Origin of the sequence: Oerskovia sp. Root22 (assembly GCF_001429135.1) — a bacterium.
GTDB lineage: Bacteria > Actinomycetota > Actinomycetes > Actinomycetales > Cellulomonadaceae > Oerskovia > Oerskovia enterophila.
This window is the reverse complement of the sequence record NZ_LMIL01000011.1, coordinates 358,873-376,462: the sequence shown is the minus strand read 5'-3', so window position 1 is coordinate 376,462 and position 17,590 is coordinate 358,873. Positions and strand designations below refer to the sequence as shown.

Annotated in this window: 17 protein-coding genes and 1 tRNA gene; 5 read left to right on the top strand and 13 right to left on the bottom strand. The window is 72.8% G+C overall.

The window, feature by feature from the left end; translation table 11 throughout:
• The first annotated feature begins 96 nt into the window (after positions 1 to 96).
• Positions 97 to 441: a hypothetical protein gene (locus ASE15_RS17055; protein WP_157277264.1), complete on the top strand. Its 345-nt coding sequence runs from the start codon at positions 97 to 99 to the stop codon at positions 439 to 441.
• A gap of 7 nt (positions 442 to 448) precedes the next feature.
• Here the strand turns inward: ASE15_RS17055 and ASE15_RS17050 are convergent, their stop codons facing one another.
• From ASE15_RS17050 to ASE15_RS17000, 11 genes are all read right to left on the bottom strand, one after another.
• Positions 449 to 1,474, bottom strand: coding sequence for a cation diffusion facilitator family transporter (locus tag ASE15_RS17050; RefSeq protein WP_082618539.1), 1,026 nt, complete (start codon positions 1,472 to 1,474; stop codon positions 449 to 451).
• 44 nt (positions 1,475 to 1,518) lie between these two features.
• A complete protein-coding gene (gene mnhG / locus ASE15_RS17045) occupies positions 1,519 to 1,968 on the bottom strand; it encodes a monovalent cation/H(+) antiporter subunit G (RefSeq protein WP_082609019.1) in 450 nt (149 codons plus the stop codon).
• Positions 1,965 to 2,420 carry a monovalent cation/H+ antiporter complex subunit F gene (locus ASE15_RS20485; RefSeq protein WP_082609020.1) on the bottom strand — a complete coding sequence of 152 codons (456 nt, stop codon included), beginning with the start codon at positions 2,418 to 2,420 and terminating at the stop codon, positions 1,965 to 1,967. The genes mnhG and ASE15_RS20485 overlap by 4 nt, the downstream gene beginning before the upstream one ends.
• On the bottom strand, positions 2,417 to 3,109 hold the full coding sequence (locus tag ASE15_RS17035; protein WP_082609021.1) for a Na+/H+ antiporter subunit E: 693 nt from the start codon (positions 3,107 to 3,109) through the stop codon (positions 2,417 to 2,419). Before ASE15_RS17035 ends, ASE15_RS20485 begins: the two co-directional genes overlap by 4 nt.
• Positions 3,106 to 4,680, bottom strand: a complete 1,575-nt coding sequence (locus ASE15_RS17030; protein WP_056764573.1) for a Na+/H+ antiporter subunit D — start codon at positions 4,678 to 4,680, stop codon at positions 3,106 to 3,108. Before ASE15_RS17030 ends, ASE15_RS17035 begins: the two co-directional genes overlap by 4 nt.
• Positions 4,677 to 5,231 (bottom strand): Na(+)/H(+) antiporter subunit C, encoded by a 555-nt coding sequence (locus ASE15_RS17025; protein ID WP_056653481.1) that lies wholly within the window; start codon positions 5,229 to 5,231, stop codon positions 4,677 to 4,679. Before ASE15_RS17025 ends, ASE15_RS17030 begins: the two co-directional genes overlap by 4 nt.
• 89 nt (positions 5,232 to 5,320) lie before the next feature.
• A complete protein-coding gene (locus ASE15_RS17020) occupies positions 5,321 to 8,359 on the bottom strand; it encodes a Na+/H+ antiporter subunit A (RefSeq protein ID WP_231907869.1) in 3,039 nt (1,012 codons plus the stop codon).
• Positions 8,360 to 8,644: 285 nt separating this feature from the next.
• Positions 8,645 to 9,289 carry a PadR family transcriptional regulator gene (locus tag ASE15_RS17015; protein WP_056764569.1) on the bottom strand — a complete coding sequence of 215 codons (645 nt, stop codon included), beginning with the start codon at positions 9,287 to 9,289 and terminating at the stop codon, positions 8,645 to 8,647.
• A gap of 127 nt (positions 9,290 to 9,416) precedes the next feature.
• Positions 9,417 to 10,508: a hypothetical protein gene (locus ASE15_RS17010; RefSeq protein WP_056652704.1), complete on the bottom strand. Its 1,092-nt coding sequence runs from the start codon at positions 10,506 to 10,508 to the stop codon at positions 9,417 to 9,419.
• Between the two features lie 65 nt (positions 10,509 to 10,573).
• A complete protein-coding gene (gene dcd, locus ASE15_RS17005) occupies positions 10,574 to 11,149 on the bottom strand; it encodes a dCTP deaminase (RefSeq protein ID WP_056764568.1) in 576 nt (191 codons plus the stop codon).
• 196 nt (positions 11,150 to 11,345) lie between these two features.
• Complete coding sequence (locus tag ASE15_RS17000; RefSeq protein WP_056764566.1) at positions 11,346 to 11,987, bottom strand: TM2 domain-containing protein; 642 nt, start codon at positions 11,985 to 11,987, stop codon at positions 11,346 to 11,348.
• A 136-nt stretch (positions 11,988 to 12,123) separates the two neighbouring features.
• On the opposite strand from ASE15_RS17000, the gene ASE15_RS16995 reads away from it, so the two are divergent.
• Positions 12,124 to 12,194 (top strand) — tRNA-Gly (locus ASE15_RS16995).
• 65 nt (positions 12,195 to 12,259) lie between these two features.
• On the opposite strand, the gene ASE15_RS16990 is transcribed toward ASE15_RS16995, so the two are convergent.
• Positions 12,260 to 12,445, bottom strand: coding sequence for a hypothetical protein (locus ASE15_RS16990; protein WP_056764564.1), 186 nt, complete (start codon positions 12,443 to 12,445; stop codon positions 12,260 to 12,262).
• Positions 12,446 to 12,600: 155 nt separating this feature from the next.
• Here ASE15_RS16990 and ASE15_RS16985 point away from each other — a divergent pair, with 155 nt between their 5' ends.
• From ASE15_RS16985 to ASE15_RS21255, 3 genes are all read left to right on the top strand, one after another.
• A complete protein-coding gene (locus ASE15_RS16985) occupies positions 12,601 to 13,008 on the top strand; it encodes a molybdopterin-binding protein (RefSeq protein WP_056653484.1) in 408 nt (135 codons plus the stop codon).
• Positions 13,005 to 13,865, top strand: a complete 861-nt coding sequence (gene modA / locus ASE15_RS16980; RefSeq protein ID WP_082618538.1) for a molybdate ABC transporter substrate-binding protein — start codon at positions 13,005 to 13,007, stop codon at positions 13,863 to 13,865. Before ASE15_RS16985 ends, modA begins: the two co-directional genes overlap by 4 nt.
• A gap of 88 nt (positions 13,866 to 13,953) precedes the next feature.
• Positions 13,954 to 16,215 carry an ABC transporter permease gene (locus ASE15_RS21255; protein WP_056764563.1) on the top strand — a complete coding sequence of 754 codons (2,262 nt, stop codon included), beginning with the start codon at positions 13,954 to 13,956 and terminating at the stop codon, positions 16,213 to 16,215.
• A 74-nt stretch (positions 16,216 to 16,289) separates the two neighbouring features.
• Here ASE15_RS21255 and ASE15_RS16970 read toward each other — a convergent pair whose 3' ends face one another.
• A complete protein-coding gene (locus tag ASE15_RS16970) occupies positions 16,290 to 17,537 on the bottom strand; it encodes an AGE family epimerase/isomerase (protein WP_056764562.1) in 1,248 nt (415 codons plus the stop codon).
• Between the last annotated feature and the right edge of the window lie 53 nt (positions 17,538 to 17,590).

Sequence of the window (17,590 nt, the reverse complement as noted above, 5' to 3'; positions counted from 1 at the left end):
CGGCCGCCCGGATGCGCGCTCCTCGTGCCGGCTGATGTCGCGCCTCGTCCCCGGTCGGTCGATGGTGAGCAGGTCGATGGTGAGCAGGGGGACTCGATGAGTGGGATGAGTGGGCGGACACGAGCGGCGCGCAGCGGGTTCCGCAGCGGGTTCCTCGTCCTGACGTTCACGGCGACCTTGACCGCCTGCGCGCCTGCGGGCGACCTGGGCTTCTACAACTCGAGCGCAGGGGACGTGACGGTCTCGACCGGGGACGAGGAGTTCGAGGTCGCCTCCAGCGAGGGAGCGGTCCTGCTCGACTACGGCTGCACGCCGGGCGACATCACGATCGAGCTCTCCTCGGGGCAGGTCGTGGTGGTCTCCGGGCCTGTGTGCCCAGAACAGCAGGTCGTCATCCGCGACGACGAGGTAGACCTGGAACCCGCACCGGGCCGGACCTAGCCGAGGATCAGGCGAGGTCGCGCCGGCCCGGCTCGTCCGACGGCACGAGCGACCGCTCGCTCGCCGGGGACACCGAGATCACGGCCCCCGCGATCACGGGCGCAGCGGTCGCCCGACGCTCGAGCGCGTCGATGCGCTCGGCGACCACGTGCTCGTCGTCGTCCCCCACGAGGTCGACGCTCGCGACCAGGTAGAGCGAGCGCGGACCCACGTACTCGAGACGCAGGTAGGTCACCCGGTCGACCTCGGGGTCGGCCAGCAGCTCGCGCAGCGCGGCGTCGCGCGTCGCGGCCCCCGCGGGCTCGCCCACGAGGAAGCGCCGGTTGCGGTCGATGAGGATCCACGAGATGACCCCGAGGATCAGGCCGACGACGATCGAGCCGATCGCGTCCGGGACGGGCGACCCCGTGACCTGGTGGAGGAAGATGCCCACGAACGCGACCACGAGCCCCATGAGCGCCGCGGCGTCCTCCGCGAACACGGCCCGCAGCGTCGGGTCGGACGTGACCAGGACGTGCTGGAGCAGGTCTCGCTCGGCCGCCTTCGCCCCCTTGCGCGCCTGCCGGTTCGCCTGCAGGAACGAGACCCCCTCGAGCACGAACGCGACGCCGAGCACCGCGTACGCGATCCCGAAGTCGTCGGCCGGCTCAGGGTGCACGAGCTCCTGGATGCCGTGCGTGATCGAGACCCCCGCGCCCACCGCGAACAGCCCGAGCGCCGCGAACATGGACCACACGTACGCCTCGCGCCCGAACCCCAGCGGGTGGTCGTGGTCCGCGGGCTTGCGCGACCGCTTGTTCGCGAGCAGGAGGAACACCTCGTTGCCCGTGTCGGCCCACGAGTGCACGGCCTCCGCGACCATCGAGGCCGAGCCCGTGATCACCGCGGCGCCCGACTTGGCCACCGCGATGAGCAGGTTCGCGCCGAACGCGACGATCACCGTGAGCGCGCTCTCGGCGTGCTCCTCGGTCTTGACGACCCGGGGGCTGTCGGCGACGGGGGTGGTCGAGGGCGGCTGGGACGACGAGGTCATGTAGCGGGTCTATCACCGGACCCGGCGGGGCGCGCGGGGACAGGTCACCCTCGGCGGGTGTCCCCGTCCCCCTCGACGGGCCGGCCGTCCCCCTCGGCGTCGGTCGCGGCCTGCGCCGCGTCGCGGTCGGCCTCGACCTTCTCCCGGTCTGCGGCCTCCTGGTCGGCCGTGAGGTCGTCGAGCACCAGCAGGTCCGGACGCACCTTCCCGGTCCGGTAGCCCGCGCGCCCGACCATGTGCGCCGCGACGGGCGACGTCATGAGCTGGAAGATCACGACGAGCACGAGCATGCCCACGGCGGACCAGCTGCGGATCCGCAGCGCGAGCGCGATGAGCACGAGGATCAGGCCCAGCACCTGGGGCTTGGTCGCGGCGTGCATGCGTGCGAGCAGGTCCGGGAACCGCACGACGCCCACGCCCGCGGCGAACGCGAGGAACGCCCCGCACAGCAGGAAGATCGCGGCCAGGACGTCGGCCACCACGGTCCAGCTCATGAGCGTGCCTCCTCGGGTCCGGTCGTGCCGTCGACCTCGGGGGCGGCGGCGGGCTCCGCCTCCGCGAGGTCGTCGGGCTCGTGCTCCGCGCCGTGCTCGGGGTCGGCAGCCATGTCGCGTTCGTCGTCCTCGGCCGCGAGCCGCTCGGCCTCCTCGGCCGCGATCTCCTCGCGGGTCTTGATGCGTCGTTCGCCCTCGGGCTCGACCGACGCGAAGCGCGCGATGGTCACGGACCCGACGAAGCCCACGAGCGAGAGCACGACGAGGATCGGGATGGTCTCGGTGCGCCGCGACCAGGCGGCTTCGAGCGCGATGGTGCCGACGAGCGTGGTCGTGAAGACGTCGAGCGCGATGGTGCGGTCGAGCATCGACGGCCCCTTCTCGGCACGCACGACGGCGAGCGTCGCGGCCGATGCGAGGAGCACGGCGCAGATCAGGACGACGACGATCATCGCTTCCCCTCCCGTCGGTCGGTACGTCGATCGGTCCGGCGTGCAGCGTCGTCGGCAGCGTCGCCCGCCCCGCGCGTGCCCGACGGCGCCGCTCCCGCGGGCACGGACGGCTCACCCGGGTGGTGGTACAGCCCGGCGGCCTTGAGCTCCTCGTTGGACGCGAACGCGCGCAGCACCCGCGCCTCGAGGTCGAGCGTGTCCTGGCGGACCTTGTCGGCGCCGCCCGCGGCGTCGAGGTCGAGCACGTGCAGGTAGAGCATGCCCGTGAGCCGGTGCGCCTCGATGACGAGCGATCCGGGCACGAGCGAGCTGAGCTCGGCCGTGATGGTCATGTAGATGTCCGAGGGGTTGCGGAGCCTGACACCGACCACGGCCCCGTGCGGGGTGTGGTGGAAGCGGAAGGCCTGCATGCTCACCTGGAACGAGGCGACCACGAGGTCGGCGACGAACCGGGAGACCAGCACGAGCAGGGGCCAAGGACGGACCGTCCCGCTCGTCGCGATCGACGGCAGCGGCATGAAGGTGATGAGCAGGCTCGCGATGATCACGCCCGCGATGAGGTTGCCCCACGAGAGGTCGCCCCAGAGCATGACCCACACGACCGTCAGCCAGGCAACGGTCCGCCACTGCGCGGTGAGCCGGCCGAACCAGCCGCCCGCGAGCGGTCCTCTCCGACGGTGCAGGCTCATGAGTCCTCACCTCCCTGCTGCTCTTCCTCGACGAGGTCGCTCGACACTCCCTGCCCACGCCCCGAGTCGTCGGGGAACACCGCGTCGACGTACGTCGAGGGCTGCATGAGATTCCCTGCAGCGCGCTCGGCGTACGAGTAGAGGGGGCCCGCGGCGAACGTGAGGGCCAGACCGAACGCGACGAGCGCCGTCGTGGGCCCGACCATGCCGCGCGGGGTGCCCGTCGACGGAAGCTCGACTGGTGCCGTCTGCCAGAACGCCTTGTTCCATGCCTTGACGATCGCGTAGAGCGTCAGGAGCGAGGTCACGACGCTGCCCACGACGAGCGCCCACGTGAGCGGCGTGCCCTGGGCGACGCCCTCCTGGAGGAGGCCGACCTTGCCGAGGAATCCGGACAGCGGCGGGATGCCCGCGAGGTTCATCGCGGGGACGAAGAACAGGATCGCGAGCCCCGGCGCGATCTTCGCGAGGCCGCCCAGCTTGTCGAGCGACGTGGATCCGCCCCGCCGCTCGATGAGCCCGACCACGAGGAACAACGTCGTCTGCACGGTGATGTGGTGCACGACGTAGAAGATCGACGCCGCCATCCCGGCCTCGGACGCCATCGCGATGCCGAAGATCATGTAGCCGATGTGGCTGACCAGGGTGAACGACAGCAGACGTTTGATGTCGTTCTGCGCCACGGCGCCCAGGATCCCGATCACCATGGTCAGCAGCGCGAGCCACATGAGCACGGTGTCGAGGCGGTTGTCGGGGAACAGGAGCGTCTGGGTGCGGATGATCGCGTAGACGCCGACCTTGGTGAGCAGCCCCGCGAACACTGCCGTGACCGGGGCGGGCGCCGTCGGGTACGAGTCGGGGAGCCAGGCCGAGAGCGGGAAGATCGCCGCCTTGATCCCGAACGCGAGCAGCAGCAGGAGCTGCAGCGTCATGCGGACCCCGGGGTCCACGTCCGGGAGCCTCTCGGCGAGCTGGGCCAGGTTGACCGTGCCCGTCGCGGCATAGGTCAGCGCGATCGCGACGAGGAAGATGACCGACGAGAGGAGCGCGACGACCACGTAGATGGACCCGGCGCGGATGCGCTCGCCCGTCCCGCCGAGCGTCAGCAGGACGTAGGACGCGGCGAGCAGGATCTCGAAGCCCACGTACAGGTTGAACAGGTCGCCCGAGAGGAACGCGTTGGCGACGCCCGCGGCCAGGACCAGGTAGGTCGGGTGGTAGATCGAGACGGGGGCCTTGTCGTGCCCGTCGGCCACGCCCTGCCCCAGCGAGTAGAGCAGGACGCACAGCAGCACGAAGCTCGAGACCGTGAGCATGAGCGCCGAGAGCCGGTCCGCGACCAGGTCGATGCCGACGGGCGCGGCCCACTCCCCGACGTCGACCACGATCGGGCCGCTGTCGGCGCCGATGAGCAGCCCGATCGAGGCGGCCAGGACCAGCGTCAGCGCGGCGACCGAGATGATGTGCTGGGCGCGCGGGTGACGCCACAGCGCAAGGGCGAGGCCCGCCGCGAAGAGCGGCAGGACGACGGGCAGCGGGACGAGGGTCGCGAAGCTGTAGGGGAAGGTCATCGGCCCTCACCTCCTCCGGTGCCCGGTCTGCCCTGTCTGCGTGCCGCCTTGTCCGGCCCAGGACGGTTCCCGTCGCGCGCGTCGGTCTCCCCGTCCCCGTCGCCGTCGGTCTCGTCGTAGACCTCGGCGGCCTCGTCGTCCAGGGTGGCTCCGCTCTCCTCGGTGTCGCTGTCCTCGAACGCCGGGGCGTTGCGCGCGGCGTGGCGCGCGACGCGGCGGTCCTCGAGGTCGTCCTGCACCTCGTCGTGGCCGTGCAGCTGCCACGACCGGTAGGCCATGGCGAGCACGAAGGCCGTGAGGCCCAGGGTGATGACGATCGCGGTCAGGACCATGGCCTGGACGAGCGGGTCGCTCATCTGGGCCGGCTCGGTCTTCCCGATGATCGGTGCGCCCCCGGCCCGCCCTCCGGCGACGAGGAACATGAGGTTCGCGCCGTTGCCGATGAGGATGAAGCCGATGAGCACGCGCGTCAGGCTGCGCTCGAGGAGCAGGTAGACACCCGTGGCGAACAGGACGCCGATCGCCAGGACCAGGACGAGGCTCGGGGTCATGTCGATGCTGTCGGTGGTCCGCGCGACCTCTGCGGGGTCGATGTCGGCTGCCGGCAGCAGGAGCGGCGCGAGCAGGTGGTTCGTCGGGTTCATCGTCGCCCCCCTCCGATCTGGTCCGGTTCCATCGCTTCCATGGGGCCCGCGTCCTCCCGGGCCGCGGCCTCACCGTGCCGGTCGATCTCGGCACCGAGCGTGCGCAGGATGTCGAGGACCAGGCCGACGACCACGAGGAACACCCCGATGTCGAAGAACAGCGACGTGACCAGGTGGATCGTCCCGACGAGCGGGAGGGTCAGGTCGATCGCGACGCTCTGCAGCACGCTCCCGCCCATGATCAGGCCGATCAACCCGACCCCGACGGACAGGAACAGCCCCGTGCCCAGCAGCAGACCGGGGTGGACCGGAGCGGCCTCGCCGAGCTCGTAGCGTCCGCCCGCGAGGTAGCGAACGATCAGCGCGATCCCGACCACGAGCCCGGCCGCGAAGCCGCCACCGGGGGCGTTGTGCCCCGAGAAGAGCAGGAAGATCGCGAACACGATCATCGAGTGGAAGAGCACGCGCGTGACGACCTCGAAGATGACCGAGCGTCGCTGCGGGGCGAGCGTGCGCCCCGCGCTCAGCCACACGAGCATGCGAGGCTGCTTGCCCTCCGCGGTCGCCTCGTCGACGCCTCGGCGGCGCAGCGCGGCGCCCGGGTCCTCCTCGTTGGCCCAGATCCCGGGGGTCGCGGCGCCCGACGACGTCGCGTTGCGCTCGCGCAGGATCTCGCCGCTGCGGGTCCGCAGGAAGACCAGGGACGCGACACCGGTCGCCGCGACGAGCAGCACCGAGATCTCGCCCATGGTGTCCCAGGCGCGGATGTCCACGAGGGTCACGTTGACGATGTTCTTGCCGTACCCGTGGATGAACGCCTCGGCCGGGAAGTCGAGCGAGATGGGGCTGGCCACGCGGGCGAGCGGGACCGTGAGGGCGAAGCCCATCATGACCACGCCCACCGCGACGCCCAGGACGAGCCGCACCCAGCGCGACGTCGCGAGCGGCCGGTTGGAGAAGTACGGAGGGAGCCTGCGGAGCACCAGGACCATGACCACGAGGGTGATGGTCTCGACGAGGACCTGCGTGAGCGCGAGGTCCGGGGCGCCGTGCAGCAGGAACAGCATGGCGTTGCCGTAGCCCGCGATGCCCACGAGGATCACGGCCTTGAGGCGACGGCGCGAGCGGGCCGCGAGGACGGACGCGACGCAGATGGCCGCGACCGCGGCGATCTGCGCCGGGCGGTCCCACGCCTTGACCTGCTCGGGCCACTGCCCGCCGATGAACATCAGGAGGCCGGGCCCGACGACGAGCACGACGAGGATCGCGCCGAGGTAGAACGGCAGCGAACCACGCTGCGTGACCGCGGTGACGTCGGCAGCGACGTCGTCGAGGCGGCGCATGATCCGGCGGTAGGTGCGGTCGGCCTCCGGGCCGGTCCAGAGCGAGGCCTGGAACCGCTCGACGGCCTTGCGCTGCCAGAACAGCAGCGCGCCGACGGCGAGGATCAGGACCGTGAGCCCCAGGGCCGGCGTGAACCCGGCCCAGAGCGTCAGGTGCCCGGGCTCGCCGGTCGGGTAGGTGTCGGCGTAGGGCGCGAGCAGGTTCTCGCCGAAGTGCGGGACGAGCGCGGCCGCGAGGCCGAGCAGCGCCAGGACGAGCGCAGGCCACACGAGGAGGACGGGCTGGCGGTGGATGCGGGCCGGGTCGATCGGGGCCTCGTCGGGCAGCGGCAGCCCCGCGCCGCGCTGGGCGACGAGCTGCTTGCCGGTCGCGTTGAGGCGGACGTGCTCGTTGGCCCGGGCCACGGCCGCCGCGACGTGCTTCTTGGTCGCGAACGCGCCCCAGAAGAAGCGGGCACCGTAGGCGACCGTGAACATCGAGCCCACGACGACGCCGATCAGCACCACGGCGTCGACCCAGGTGGGTCCCTCGCCGTGCAGGAGCGCCTCGAGCGCGGCCTCCTTGGCGACGTAGCCCGCGAGCGGGGGCAGGCCGATCATGGACGCGGTCGCGAGGCCGCCCGCGAGCGCGGTCAGCGGCAGCGCGCGCCCGACGCCCGTCAGCCGGCGCAGGTCACGGGTGCCCGTCGCGGCGTCGACCACGCCGACCACGAGGAAGAGCGAGGCCTTGAACATGGCGTGCGCGCCGATCATCGCCAGGCCCGCGAGGGCGGCGGACCGCGTCCCGAGCCCGACGAGCAGGACGATCAGGCCGAGCTGGCTCACGGTCCCGAACGCCAGGACGAGCTTGAGGTCGTGCTGGCGCAGCGCGCGGTAGCCGCCCACGAGCAGCGTGCCCACGCCCAGGACGATGACGATCGTGCGCCAGACCGTGGTGTCGGAGTAGGCGGGGGCGAACCGCGCCACGAGGTAGACGCCGGCCTTGACCATGGCCGCGGCGTGCAGGTAGGCGCTGACCGGGGTGGGCGCGGCCATGGCCGCGGGGAGCCAGAAGTGCAGCGGGATGAGGGCGGCCTTGCTGGCGGCCCCGGCCAGCAGGCACACGGTCGCGGCCGTCACGGCCCCGCCCGTCGGAGGGTCGGCGATGATCTCCGAGAGACGGAAGGTGCCGCCCTGGACCCCCAGGATCACGACGCCCACGAGCATCGCCAGACCGCCTGCGGTCGTGACGATGATGGCCTGCATCGCGGCTCGCCGGCTCGCCTTGCGATCGGCGTAGTGGCCGATCAGCAGGTAGGAGAAGACGGTCGTGAGCTCCCAGAAGATGAACAGGAGCAGCATGTCGTCGGCCGTGACCAGGCCGACCATGGCCCCCGCGAACGCCGTGAGCACGGCACCGAAGCGCCCGAGGCCGGACGCGGTGGGAGAGAAGTAGGCCGAGCAGTAGACGAGGACCAGGGCCCCCACGCCGCCGACGAGCAGCAGCATGAGCCAGGACAGGGTGTCCATGCGGAAGGCGAGCTCGAGCCCCAGCCCGGGCACCCACTGGGTGACCTCGGTGGGGTGCACGCCGTCCATGACGCGTGTGGTCCAGCTGAGGGCGTAGACAGCGGCGGAGGCGGGCGCGAGGGCCATCACCAAGAACGCCTTGCGGCCCAGCACCGACACGAGTGCGGGCGCGCCGAGTGCCATTGCCAGATGCGCAACGAGCAGATAGAGCACGTCCGCTCCGTCCTGGTCGGGGGCGGGTGGGCGAGAACGTGGACCAGGGGCTGCCGTCAGGACCGACCAGGACGACGCGACAGCGCGCATGCAGAGGACGGCCCGGAGACACACCGGGTCCGGTAGGTATTTTACCGTTCAACGAGGCCCTGGTGACCACTCGGCGCCCCGAGGATCGGTGGGTGATGTCACAGGTTCAGCGGGAACACACGAGCGGGCCACGACGTGGCGAGGCGTCGGTGCCCGCGGAGGGCGTCAGCGGACGGCCGACCGCCACGCCTCGATCCCCCCGAGGGTCCCGTCGACGATGCGTCGCGCCAGCACGTCGGTGTACGCGAGCTCGGCGCGCAGGATCGCGAGCTCGTACCGCGAGCCCGCGACCGCGAGCTCGGACGTCTCGCCCCGCGCCCCGTCGGCGGCGTCGTCGTCGTCCAGGTCCTCCAGGTCGTCCTCGATCCTGCGGACCTTGACCCGCAGAGCGACGAGGCGGGTGCGCAGGAGGTCCGCGACGTCGTCGGGCTCCAGCAGCGGGAGGAAGCTGAGCGCCGCCATGAACTGCGGGTACTCCTTGACGGGCGCGCCCAGCAGGGCGCGCATCCAGTCGTCGAGCTCGGTGCGCCCCGCGGAAGTCAGCCGGTAGACGGTGCGCTGCGGGCGGTTCCCGTCCTGCTCGGTGCCCGCAGGCTCGATGAACCCGTCGCGCACGAGCGCCGTGATGACCGAGTAGAGCGAGCCGTAGTTGAGCCGCACGGACTCGACCTTGCGGCGGTCCTTGAGCGTGCGGGCGATCTCGTACGGGTGCATGGGCCGCTCCGCGAGCTGCGCGAGGACCGCGAGCGCCAGGGCGTTCGCGCGGCGCCGCACTGTGGCCGCGTCGCCGGACGCTGCGTCGTCAACCATGTCCGCCTCGCCCGTTCTCGCCCGTCTTCGACTACTCGGCACAGAGTATTTCGCGGGCCCCTGGGAGCGCAACCACGCCCCCGGGCCCCCGGCGGGTGCGGACCGCGGGCCGGCCCGCACCCGTCGTTCAGATGTCCTGCGGGTCGACGAGGAAGTCGGCCTCGTCGGCGATCTCGCCACCGACCGCGGCGTAGAGCGCCCGCGTGACGGTCGCGATGAGCTCGGCCGCACGCTTGCGCGCGATCTTCAGCTCGAACGACGGCGACTCCATCTGTGCCTCGACCAGGTCGCGCGGCTCCCAGCGCAACCGGTAGGCGACAGCGCCCTGCGAGGCCCACGGGAGGTTGCGCAGCAGGAGCGGGAGCTGCTCCTCGCCGCCGATCTCCACGGCCACCAGGCCGTCGACCCCCATGTCGAGGATCAGGCCGTAGCCGTCGAGCACCTTGCCGCTCGTCAGTGCGGCGATGTCGATGTCGTCGGCCTGGGCGTGCAGGGCGCGCCTCAGCTCGGGGTCCATCTTCTCGCCCCGGTACAGCGGCAGCTCACCGATGCCCTGGGGCGGCCCTCCGTACGAGCGCCCCTCGGTCGCGAGCACCACGCGCGGGTGGACGTTCGAGACGACCGACAGCGCGGCCTCCGGGTCGAGCCACACGTCCGAGAACACCGACATGTCGACCGCGACGCCCGGGTCCGGGGTGAGCACGACCGCAGGTGCGGCCGGGTTGCCCGCGTCCACCCGGATCGAGCCGCCCAGGCGGCGCGCGACCTCGACGAGCCACGCGATGACGCGCTCCTCCTCGCGCGTGGGCAGGCCCGCGGGGAAAGCTCGCCCGACGCCGTCGCGGTCCCCACCACCGGGGAACGGGACGTCGCCTCGCTCGCGCGGGCACACGACGTCGTACACCTGCTCCGTGCCGGGCGGCAGGCCCGGGTTGGTGCCGTCCGCCGACCACGGCGAGTACGGCCCCGTGAGCGTCGAGTGGCGCGAGGTGCGCAGGACCCCGGGCTCGCCCGGCTTGGCCGTGCGGGGCGCCGGGGTCAGGGGGTCCGTGCCCGACGGCGCCACGTCCCACCGCGCCCCGGCGAACCTGGACACGGCGAGGGTCTCGACCTCGTCGATCTCGACGTCCCCCGGCAGCGCGAGCAGGTGCCGCGCCTGGTGGCCCTGCGCCGACGACGCGGGGAACGGTTGGAGGGTCGAGCTGGGCGCCTGGGACACGGTGGTGTCAGCCTCTCTGCGGTGAGAACGTCCGATCTGGCGGGCTCGGGTGAGCCGGCTGGGGATCACACGTCGGTGCGGTGGAAGTTCTGCCAGGAGCGCGAGGCCGTCGGGCCCCGCTGACCCTGGTAGCGAGAACCATAGATCGACGAGCCGTACGGGTGCTCCGACGCCGACGACAGCCGGAAGAAGCACAGCTGGCCGATCTTCATCCCGGGCCACAGCGTGATGGGGAGCGTCGCGACGTTGCTCAGCTCGAGCGTCACGTGGCCGCTGAACCCGGGGTCGATGAAGCCGGCGGTCGAGTGGGTGAGGAGCCCGAGGCGCCCCAGGGAGGACTTGCCCTCGAGGCGGGCCGCGACGTCGTCGGGCAGCGAGACCTGCTCGTAGGTGGCGCCCAGGACGAACTCGCCCGGGTGCAGGATGAACGGGTCGCCCGGCTCGACCTCGACGAGGCGCGTCAGGTCCGGCTGGTCCGTCGACGGGTCGATGAACGGGTACTTGTGGTTGTCGAACAGCCGGAAGAACTTGTCCAGGCGCACGTCGATGCTCGACGGCTGGAGCATCGCGGGGTCGTAGGGGTCGAGGCGGACCCGCTGGGCGTCGATCTCGGCAGTGATGTCGCGGTCGGAGAGGAGCACGGGGCAACGGTACTCCGCGCCGGGTCGCCGCCGGGAGGCGGTCCGGGGCGGCCTGCGGGAGCACTGCCTCCGCGGCGGTTGCCCCCGCGAGCCGGGCGTGAGCCGGTGTCCCGAGGCGCCGGTCCCGAGGCAGGTCAGGCAGGTGGGCTCGGACGCCTGACCGGCCTCGGGTCCGACTCTCGCGGAGCCGGTTGCGTCAGCTGCGCAGCGGGCGACCCGTCGAGTCGACCGCGTACTGCCCCGTCTTGGACGTCAGGTAGAGGATGCCCTCGACGAGCCCCCAGATGGCGACGGCCCAGCTGAGCATCCCCAGCGACAGCACCGAGATGAGCAGCATGGTCACGCCGACCCCGGTGTACCCCAGGTAGAACCGGTGGATCCCCAGGCTGCCCAGGAAGATGCCGAGCAGACCTGCCGCGAGCCGCGACTTGGCGTTCGGGTCCTCGTAGTAGCCGGTCTGCTGGGCTCCGTACGCGCCGTAGGGCTGCTGGTAGCCGGGCTGGCCCTGCTGGCCGTACGGGTCCGCGGGGGCACCGTAGCCGTAGCCGGGCTGCTGGCCGTACGGGTCCGCGGGGGCGCCGTAGCCGGGCTGGGCCTGCTGGGCGTAGGGGTCCGCCGGGGCGGCGTACCCATAGCCGGCCTGCTCGCCGTAGCCGCCCTGCTGGCCCGCAGTCGGGTCGACGGGCGGGTAGCCCTGAACCCCCGGGGCCGCGGGCGAACCGGCAGGCGTGCCGTAGCCGGGCTGGGCCGGCTGGCCGTACGCGGGCTGCTGCGCCGCGTACGGGTCCGCTCCAGCCGCAGGATCAGTGGGCTGCTGCTGGTACGGGTTCTCGGACAAGGCGCCTCCTCAGGCGTAGTGCAGGCTCGGATGCTGGCATCATGGCCCGTGTTGGGTATGATCGTGGACGCACGCCGGTTCCTGACCGGTTCGCACCGGCCGGAGACGGCCTGCGAGCTGCAGGGTTCCACGTCATGCGGATGTAGTTCAATGGTAGAACTTCAGCTTCCCAAGCTGATAGCGCGGGTTCGATTCCCGTCATCCGCTCCGCTCGAGAGGCCCCGCACCGACACGGTGCGGGGCCTCTCGCGTCCCTGAGGCCTGAGGGTTCGTCAGACGTCGCGCCGAGCACGCACCACGTAGCTCGCGACCCCGGCGACGACCGCGACCACGCCCAGCACGACCCAGAGCATCGGCGACCCGGGTTCGTCACCTCCGGCGATCGCCGTGACGACTCCTCCGACGGCCCAGATCGCACCGATCACGACCAGGGCCAGCGAGCTCCAGTACCGACTCACGACAAGCACCCCTCCCGGTTCCCCGGCGCGCGCCCCGCACGCCTCTCGGAGCATGCCACGCACGACCCGCAGAATCAGGCATATCACCGCCAACCCGTTCGTATCGTGACATCGTGTCGCAACGTTTCCGCATCTGCGGCACTATGCTCACTCTCATGCCGCACTATCGGATTCGCGAAGCTGCCGACCTGCTCGGTGTCAGCGACGACACCGTCCGCCGCTGGGTCGACGCCGGAGACCTCGACGTCACCCTCGACGACTCCGGGCGCAAGGTCGTCGACGGTGCGCAGCTCGCGCGCTTCGCGACCCGGAACGCCCAGTCCCCCACGAGCGACCCCTCGGGCGTGGCCCGCTCGGCCCGGAACCGGTTCGTCGGGATCGTGACCCACGTCGTGAGCGACACCGTCATGTCCCAGGTCGAGATGCTGTGCGGCGGGCAGCGCGTCGTGTCGCTCATGAGCACCGAGGCCGTGCGCGAGCTCGGGCTCGAGCCCGGCAGCCTCGCGGTCGCCGTCGTCAAGGCCACCACCGTGATCGTCGAGACGCCAGGAGGCATCGCGTGAACCGCACCACCCCCGCTCCCCGGACCGCACGGTCGTCCACCGCTCCCCGCCGGCGAGCCACGCGGCGCGCGCTCGCCATTGCGACCACCGCCCTGCTGACGGCTGCCCTCGCAGCGTGCGGGACGTCGTCGGGCAGCGAGGCCCCCGCCGCCGGCGCCACCTCATCACCCGACGCGGCCGTCGAGGAGCAGACCCTCACGGTGCTCGCCGCCGCGTCGCTGCGCGACGTGTTCGCCGAGCTCGCCGAGGGCTTCGAGACCGAGCACGACGGTGTGACCGTCGCCCTGTCGTTCGCCGGGTCGGCCGACCTCGCCGACCAGCTCCTCGCCGGCAGCCCCGGCGACGTGTTCGCGTCGGCCGACACCAAGAACATGGACCGCGTCGTCGAGGGCGGCGACGCGGCCGACCCCGTGGTGTTCGCGACCAACACGCTCACGGTCGTCGTCCCCGCCGGGAACCCCGGCGGCGTCACGTCGTTCGCCGACCTGTCGCGCGAGGACCTCAAGGTCGTCGTGTGCGCGGCCGAGGTGCCCTGCGGGTCCGCGACCGCCAAGGTCGAGGCCGCTGCCGGCACCGCCGTCCACCGCGTGAGCGAGGAGGCGAGCGTGACCGACGTCCTCGCCAAGGTCACCGCCGGGGAGGCCGACGCCGGGATCGTCTACGTGACCGACGCGACCCTCGCGGGCGACGACGTCGAGGTGATCGACGTGCCCGAGACCAGGACCGTCGTCAACACCTACCCGATCGCCGTGACGTCGGGCGCCGCGGACGCCGCGCTGGCACAGGAGTGGCTCGACCTCGTGACCGGCCCCGTCGGCCAGGCCGCGCTCGCGAAGGCGGGCTTCGGGGCACCGTGAGGCCAGGACGCGGGGGCGGGACCGGTCTCGGCTCGATCCTCGGGCGCGCCCGGGGCCGGGGCCTCGGGCGGCAGCGGGAGGCCGACTGATGCGCGGCCTGCCGCGCTGGGTGCTCGCGCCCGCGCTGCTCGGCGCCCTGTTCGTCGTCGTGCCCGTGGTCGCGATGGTCGCGCGCCTCGACGTGTCCGGGGGGCTCGGCGGGATCTGGGACCTGCTCACCTCGCCCACCGCGACCGACGCCCTGTGGCTCTCGGTACGGACCTCGCTCGTCGCGACCGCGTGCTGCGTGCTGCTCGGCGCACCCATGGCCCTGGTCCTCGCACGGACCACGTTCCCCGGGCAGCGCGTGGCCCGTGCGCTCGTGCTGCTCCCCCTCGTCCTGCCGCCCGTCGTGGGCGGGATCGCGCTGCTCTACACGTTCGGGCGGCGCGGGCTGATCGGCCAGCACCTGTCCGTCCTGGGGATCGAGGTCGCGTTCACGACCACCGCGGTGGTCATGGCGCAGACCTTCGTCGCGCTGCCGTTCCTCGTGCTGAGCCTCGAGGGGTCGCTGCGGACCCACGACGCGCGCTACGAGGAGGTCGCCGCGACGCTCGGTGCCTCCCCCACGACCGTGCTGCGCCGCGTGACCCTGCCGCTCGTCCTTCCCGGGTTCGTGTCCGGGGCGGTGCTCGCGTTCGCGCGCGCCCTCGGGGAGTTCGGCGCGACCATCACGTTCGCCGGGGCGCTCCAGGGCGTCACGCAGACCCTGCCGCTCGAGATCTACCTGCAGCGCAGCGCCGACCCCGACGCAGCGGTAGCGCTCTCGCTCCTGCTCGTGGTCGTGGCCGTGGTCGTCACGGCGGCCGTGCACGGCGGGCCGTTCGGGAGCACGGAGCCTCGCGTCCGAGAGGCGGGGCCGTCCGCCGAGGACGACCGGGGTCTCGACCCCGACCGGGGCACCGGGCGTGACCGGGGGCTCACCGGGGCCGACGAGCGTCCTGGCGACGACGACCGGCCCGGTCACCCCCGGCAGCCGGGCACGAGCCCCATAGCGGGCGAGCCCGTCACCCTCGGCGTGCGCGTGCGCCTCGCCGAACGCGGCGTCGACCTCGACCTCACGGTCGAGCCCGGCCAGGTCGTCGCGATCCTCGGGCCCAACGGCGCCGGGAAGTCGACCGTCCTCCAGGCCGTCACGGGCCTGCTCCCCCACCGCGCGCACCACCCGCGTCGCGCGGGATCCCGCCGCGCGCGGCGCTCCCTGCCCGACGGCGCCGCTCCCGGCTCGCGGACGAACGCACCCGCGCCGGGGTCCCCGCCCGACGAGCTCCGCGTCACGGTCGACGGCGAGGTCCTGACCGACACCTCGCGCGGCCTCTCGGTCCCGCCGCGCCGCCGCGGGGTCGGCTGGCTGACCCAGCGGCCGCTGCTGTTCGGGCACCTCGACGCGGCGGACAACGTCGCGTTCGGCCTACGGGCTCGGGGTGTGCCCCGCCGTGCCGCACGGGTCGACGCCCGTGAGCGCCTCGACGGGCTCGGTGCCGGACCGCTCGCGGCACGTCGCCCCGGCGCGCTCTCGGGTGGCCAGGCCCAGCGGGTCTCGATCACGCGGGCGCTCGCGACCGACCCGCGCGTCCTGCTGCTCGACGAGCCGCTGGCCTCGCTCGACGTCGGGGTCGCGCAGCAGGTGCGCCGGGTCCTGCACGACGCGCAGCGCGCCGCTCCGCGCACGACGCTGCTCGTGACGCACGACCTGCTCGACGTCCTCCTGCTCGCCGACCGGGCGGTCGTGCTCGAGGAGGGCCGGGTCGTGGAGGACGGCCCGGCACGCGAGGTCCTGACCCGTCCCCGGTCCCGCTTCGCGGCGCGCCTCGCGGGCATCAACCTCCTCGCGGGCGTCGCGACCGACGACGGCGGGCTGCTGCTCACGACCAGCGACGGACCCGTCGGCGGTCCGACCGTCACCACGAGCCCGGTCCAGGACACCGCGCCCCGCGGCGGCACCGGCACCGGCCACCTGGGCCACGGACCGGCGCTCACGGTCGCGGGCGTCGTCGCCGACGCGGCCGACCTGGTCCCCGGCGATCCTGCCGTCGCGGTGTTCGAGCCCCGCGCGGTCGCCATCCACCGTGAGGCGCCGTCGGGCAGCCCGCGGAACGCCTTCGCGGTGACCATCACCTCGATCGAGCCGCACGGGCAGCTCTTCCGGGCCTGGGGCGAGGTGCCGGGCCCGCGCGAGGTGCGTGACGCCGTCGGGCACCTGGCCGCCGACCTGACCCCCCGCTCGGTCGCCGACCTGCGCCTCGCCCCGGGCGAGCGCGTGTGGTTCGCCGTCAAGGCCGCCGAGGTGCAGATCTACGGCACGCGCTGAGTGCGGAGCCCGTGCGCGACGCGCCCGGCGTGCCGCGCACGGGCTCCGCAGCCGGCTGGGGGCCGGCAGGAGGCTCAGCGCGAGACGGCAGCCTTGACCGACTCCGCGAGGCTCCCCGTCACGGGCACGTCGGCCAGGAGCAGGGTCTGCCCCGCGTGGTAGATGTCGGGCTTGCCGTCCCACACGACGCCCGACGGGCGGTTGTGGACGTCGAGCTCGTGGTGCCACGAGCCGTGCTCGACGTCGACCAGGTGAGCCTGCGCGTACGCCCACCACTCCTGGGCGAGCCGCGCGTACCGCTCCTCCCCCGTGGCCTTGGCGAGCACCTCGGCGGCACCGATCGCCTCGGCCGCGACCCAGTGGAAGCGACGCCGCTCGATGGGGCGGCCGTGCCAGTTGACGGTGTAGACGAACCCGCCCTCGTCCGGGTCCCAGCCGTCGGCGAGCGCCCGGTCGAACAGGTGGCGGGCCGCCTCGAGGTGCGGTCCCGGGATGCCCGCGGACGCGCCCGCACCCGCGGAGTCGCTCGCGGCGTCGAGCTGCACCAGCAGCCGCGCCCACTCGAAGCCGTGCCCCGGGGTCGAGCCGTAGGGCTTGAACTGGTCGTTGGGGCGCTCGGCGTTGAGCTCGGGCTCGGGGTTCCAGGACTCGTCGAAGTGCTCGACGACGCGCCACTCCCACTCGGCGGCCACCGCGACGACCCGGTCGGCGACGGCCGTCGCGTGAGCGAGCCAGAGCGGGTCACCGGTCGCCGAGTGCGCCGCGAGCATCGCCTCGACCCCGTGCATGTTCGCGTTCGCACCACGATAAGGAGCGCAGGTCGTCCAGGCGCGGTCCCACTCGTCGCACAGCATCTGCTCCGCCTCCCAGAACTCCTGCTCCAGGATCCGGAGGGCGATGTCGAGCAGCTCGCGTGCGCCCGGCCGCTCGGCCACGGTCCCGCTCGCGGCCGCGAGGACCACGAACGCGTGCGCGTAGGCGCTCTTGGTGTCGTCCACCGCGTCCCCCGGCCCTCGCGAGGCGAACCAGCCGCCGTCCACGGGGTCGGCGAGGTAGGTCCGCAGGCCCTCGAGCGCCAGGTCGGCGTGCTCGTCCGCCCTAGGGACGCCCAGCAGGGAGCCGAGCGAGTACATGTGCGCCATGCGCGCCGTGATCCACGTGTGCACGGGCTCGCGGGGGTCCGGCGCGCCCTTGTCGTCGAGCCAGCGAGCCCCGCCGTCCGCTCCCAGCGACGCCTCCGCGAAGGTGAGCAGCCCGTCGAGCTGGCTCCGGCGCCACGTGGCAGCGTCCGGTGCTCCGGCTGCGTCGTCCCTGGTGGTCATGGTTCCCCGTTCCTCGTACCTGTCAATGATGTTCCCCCGGGTGGGTGCCCCGC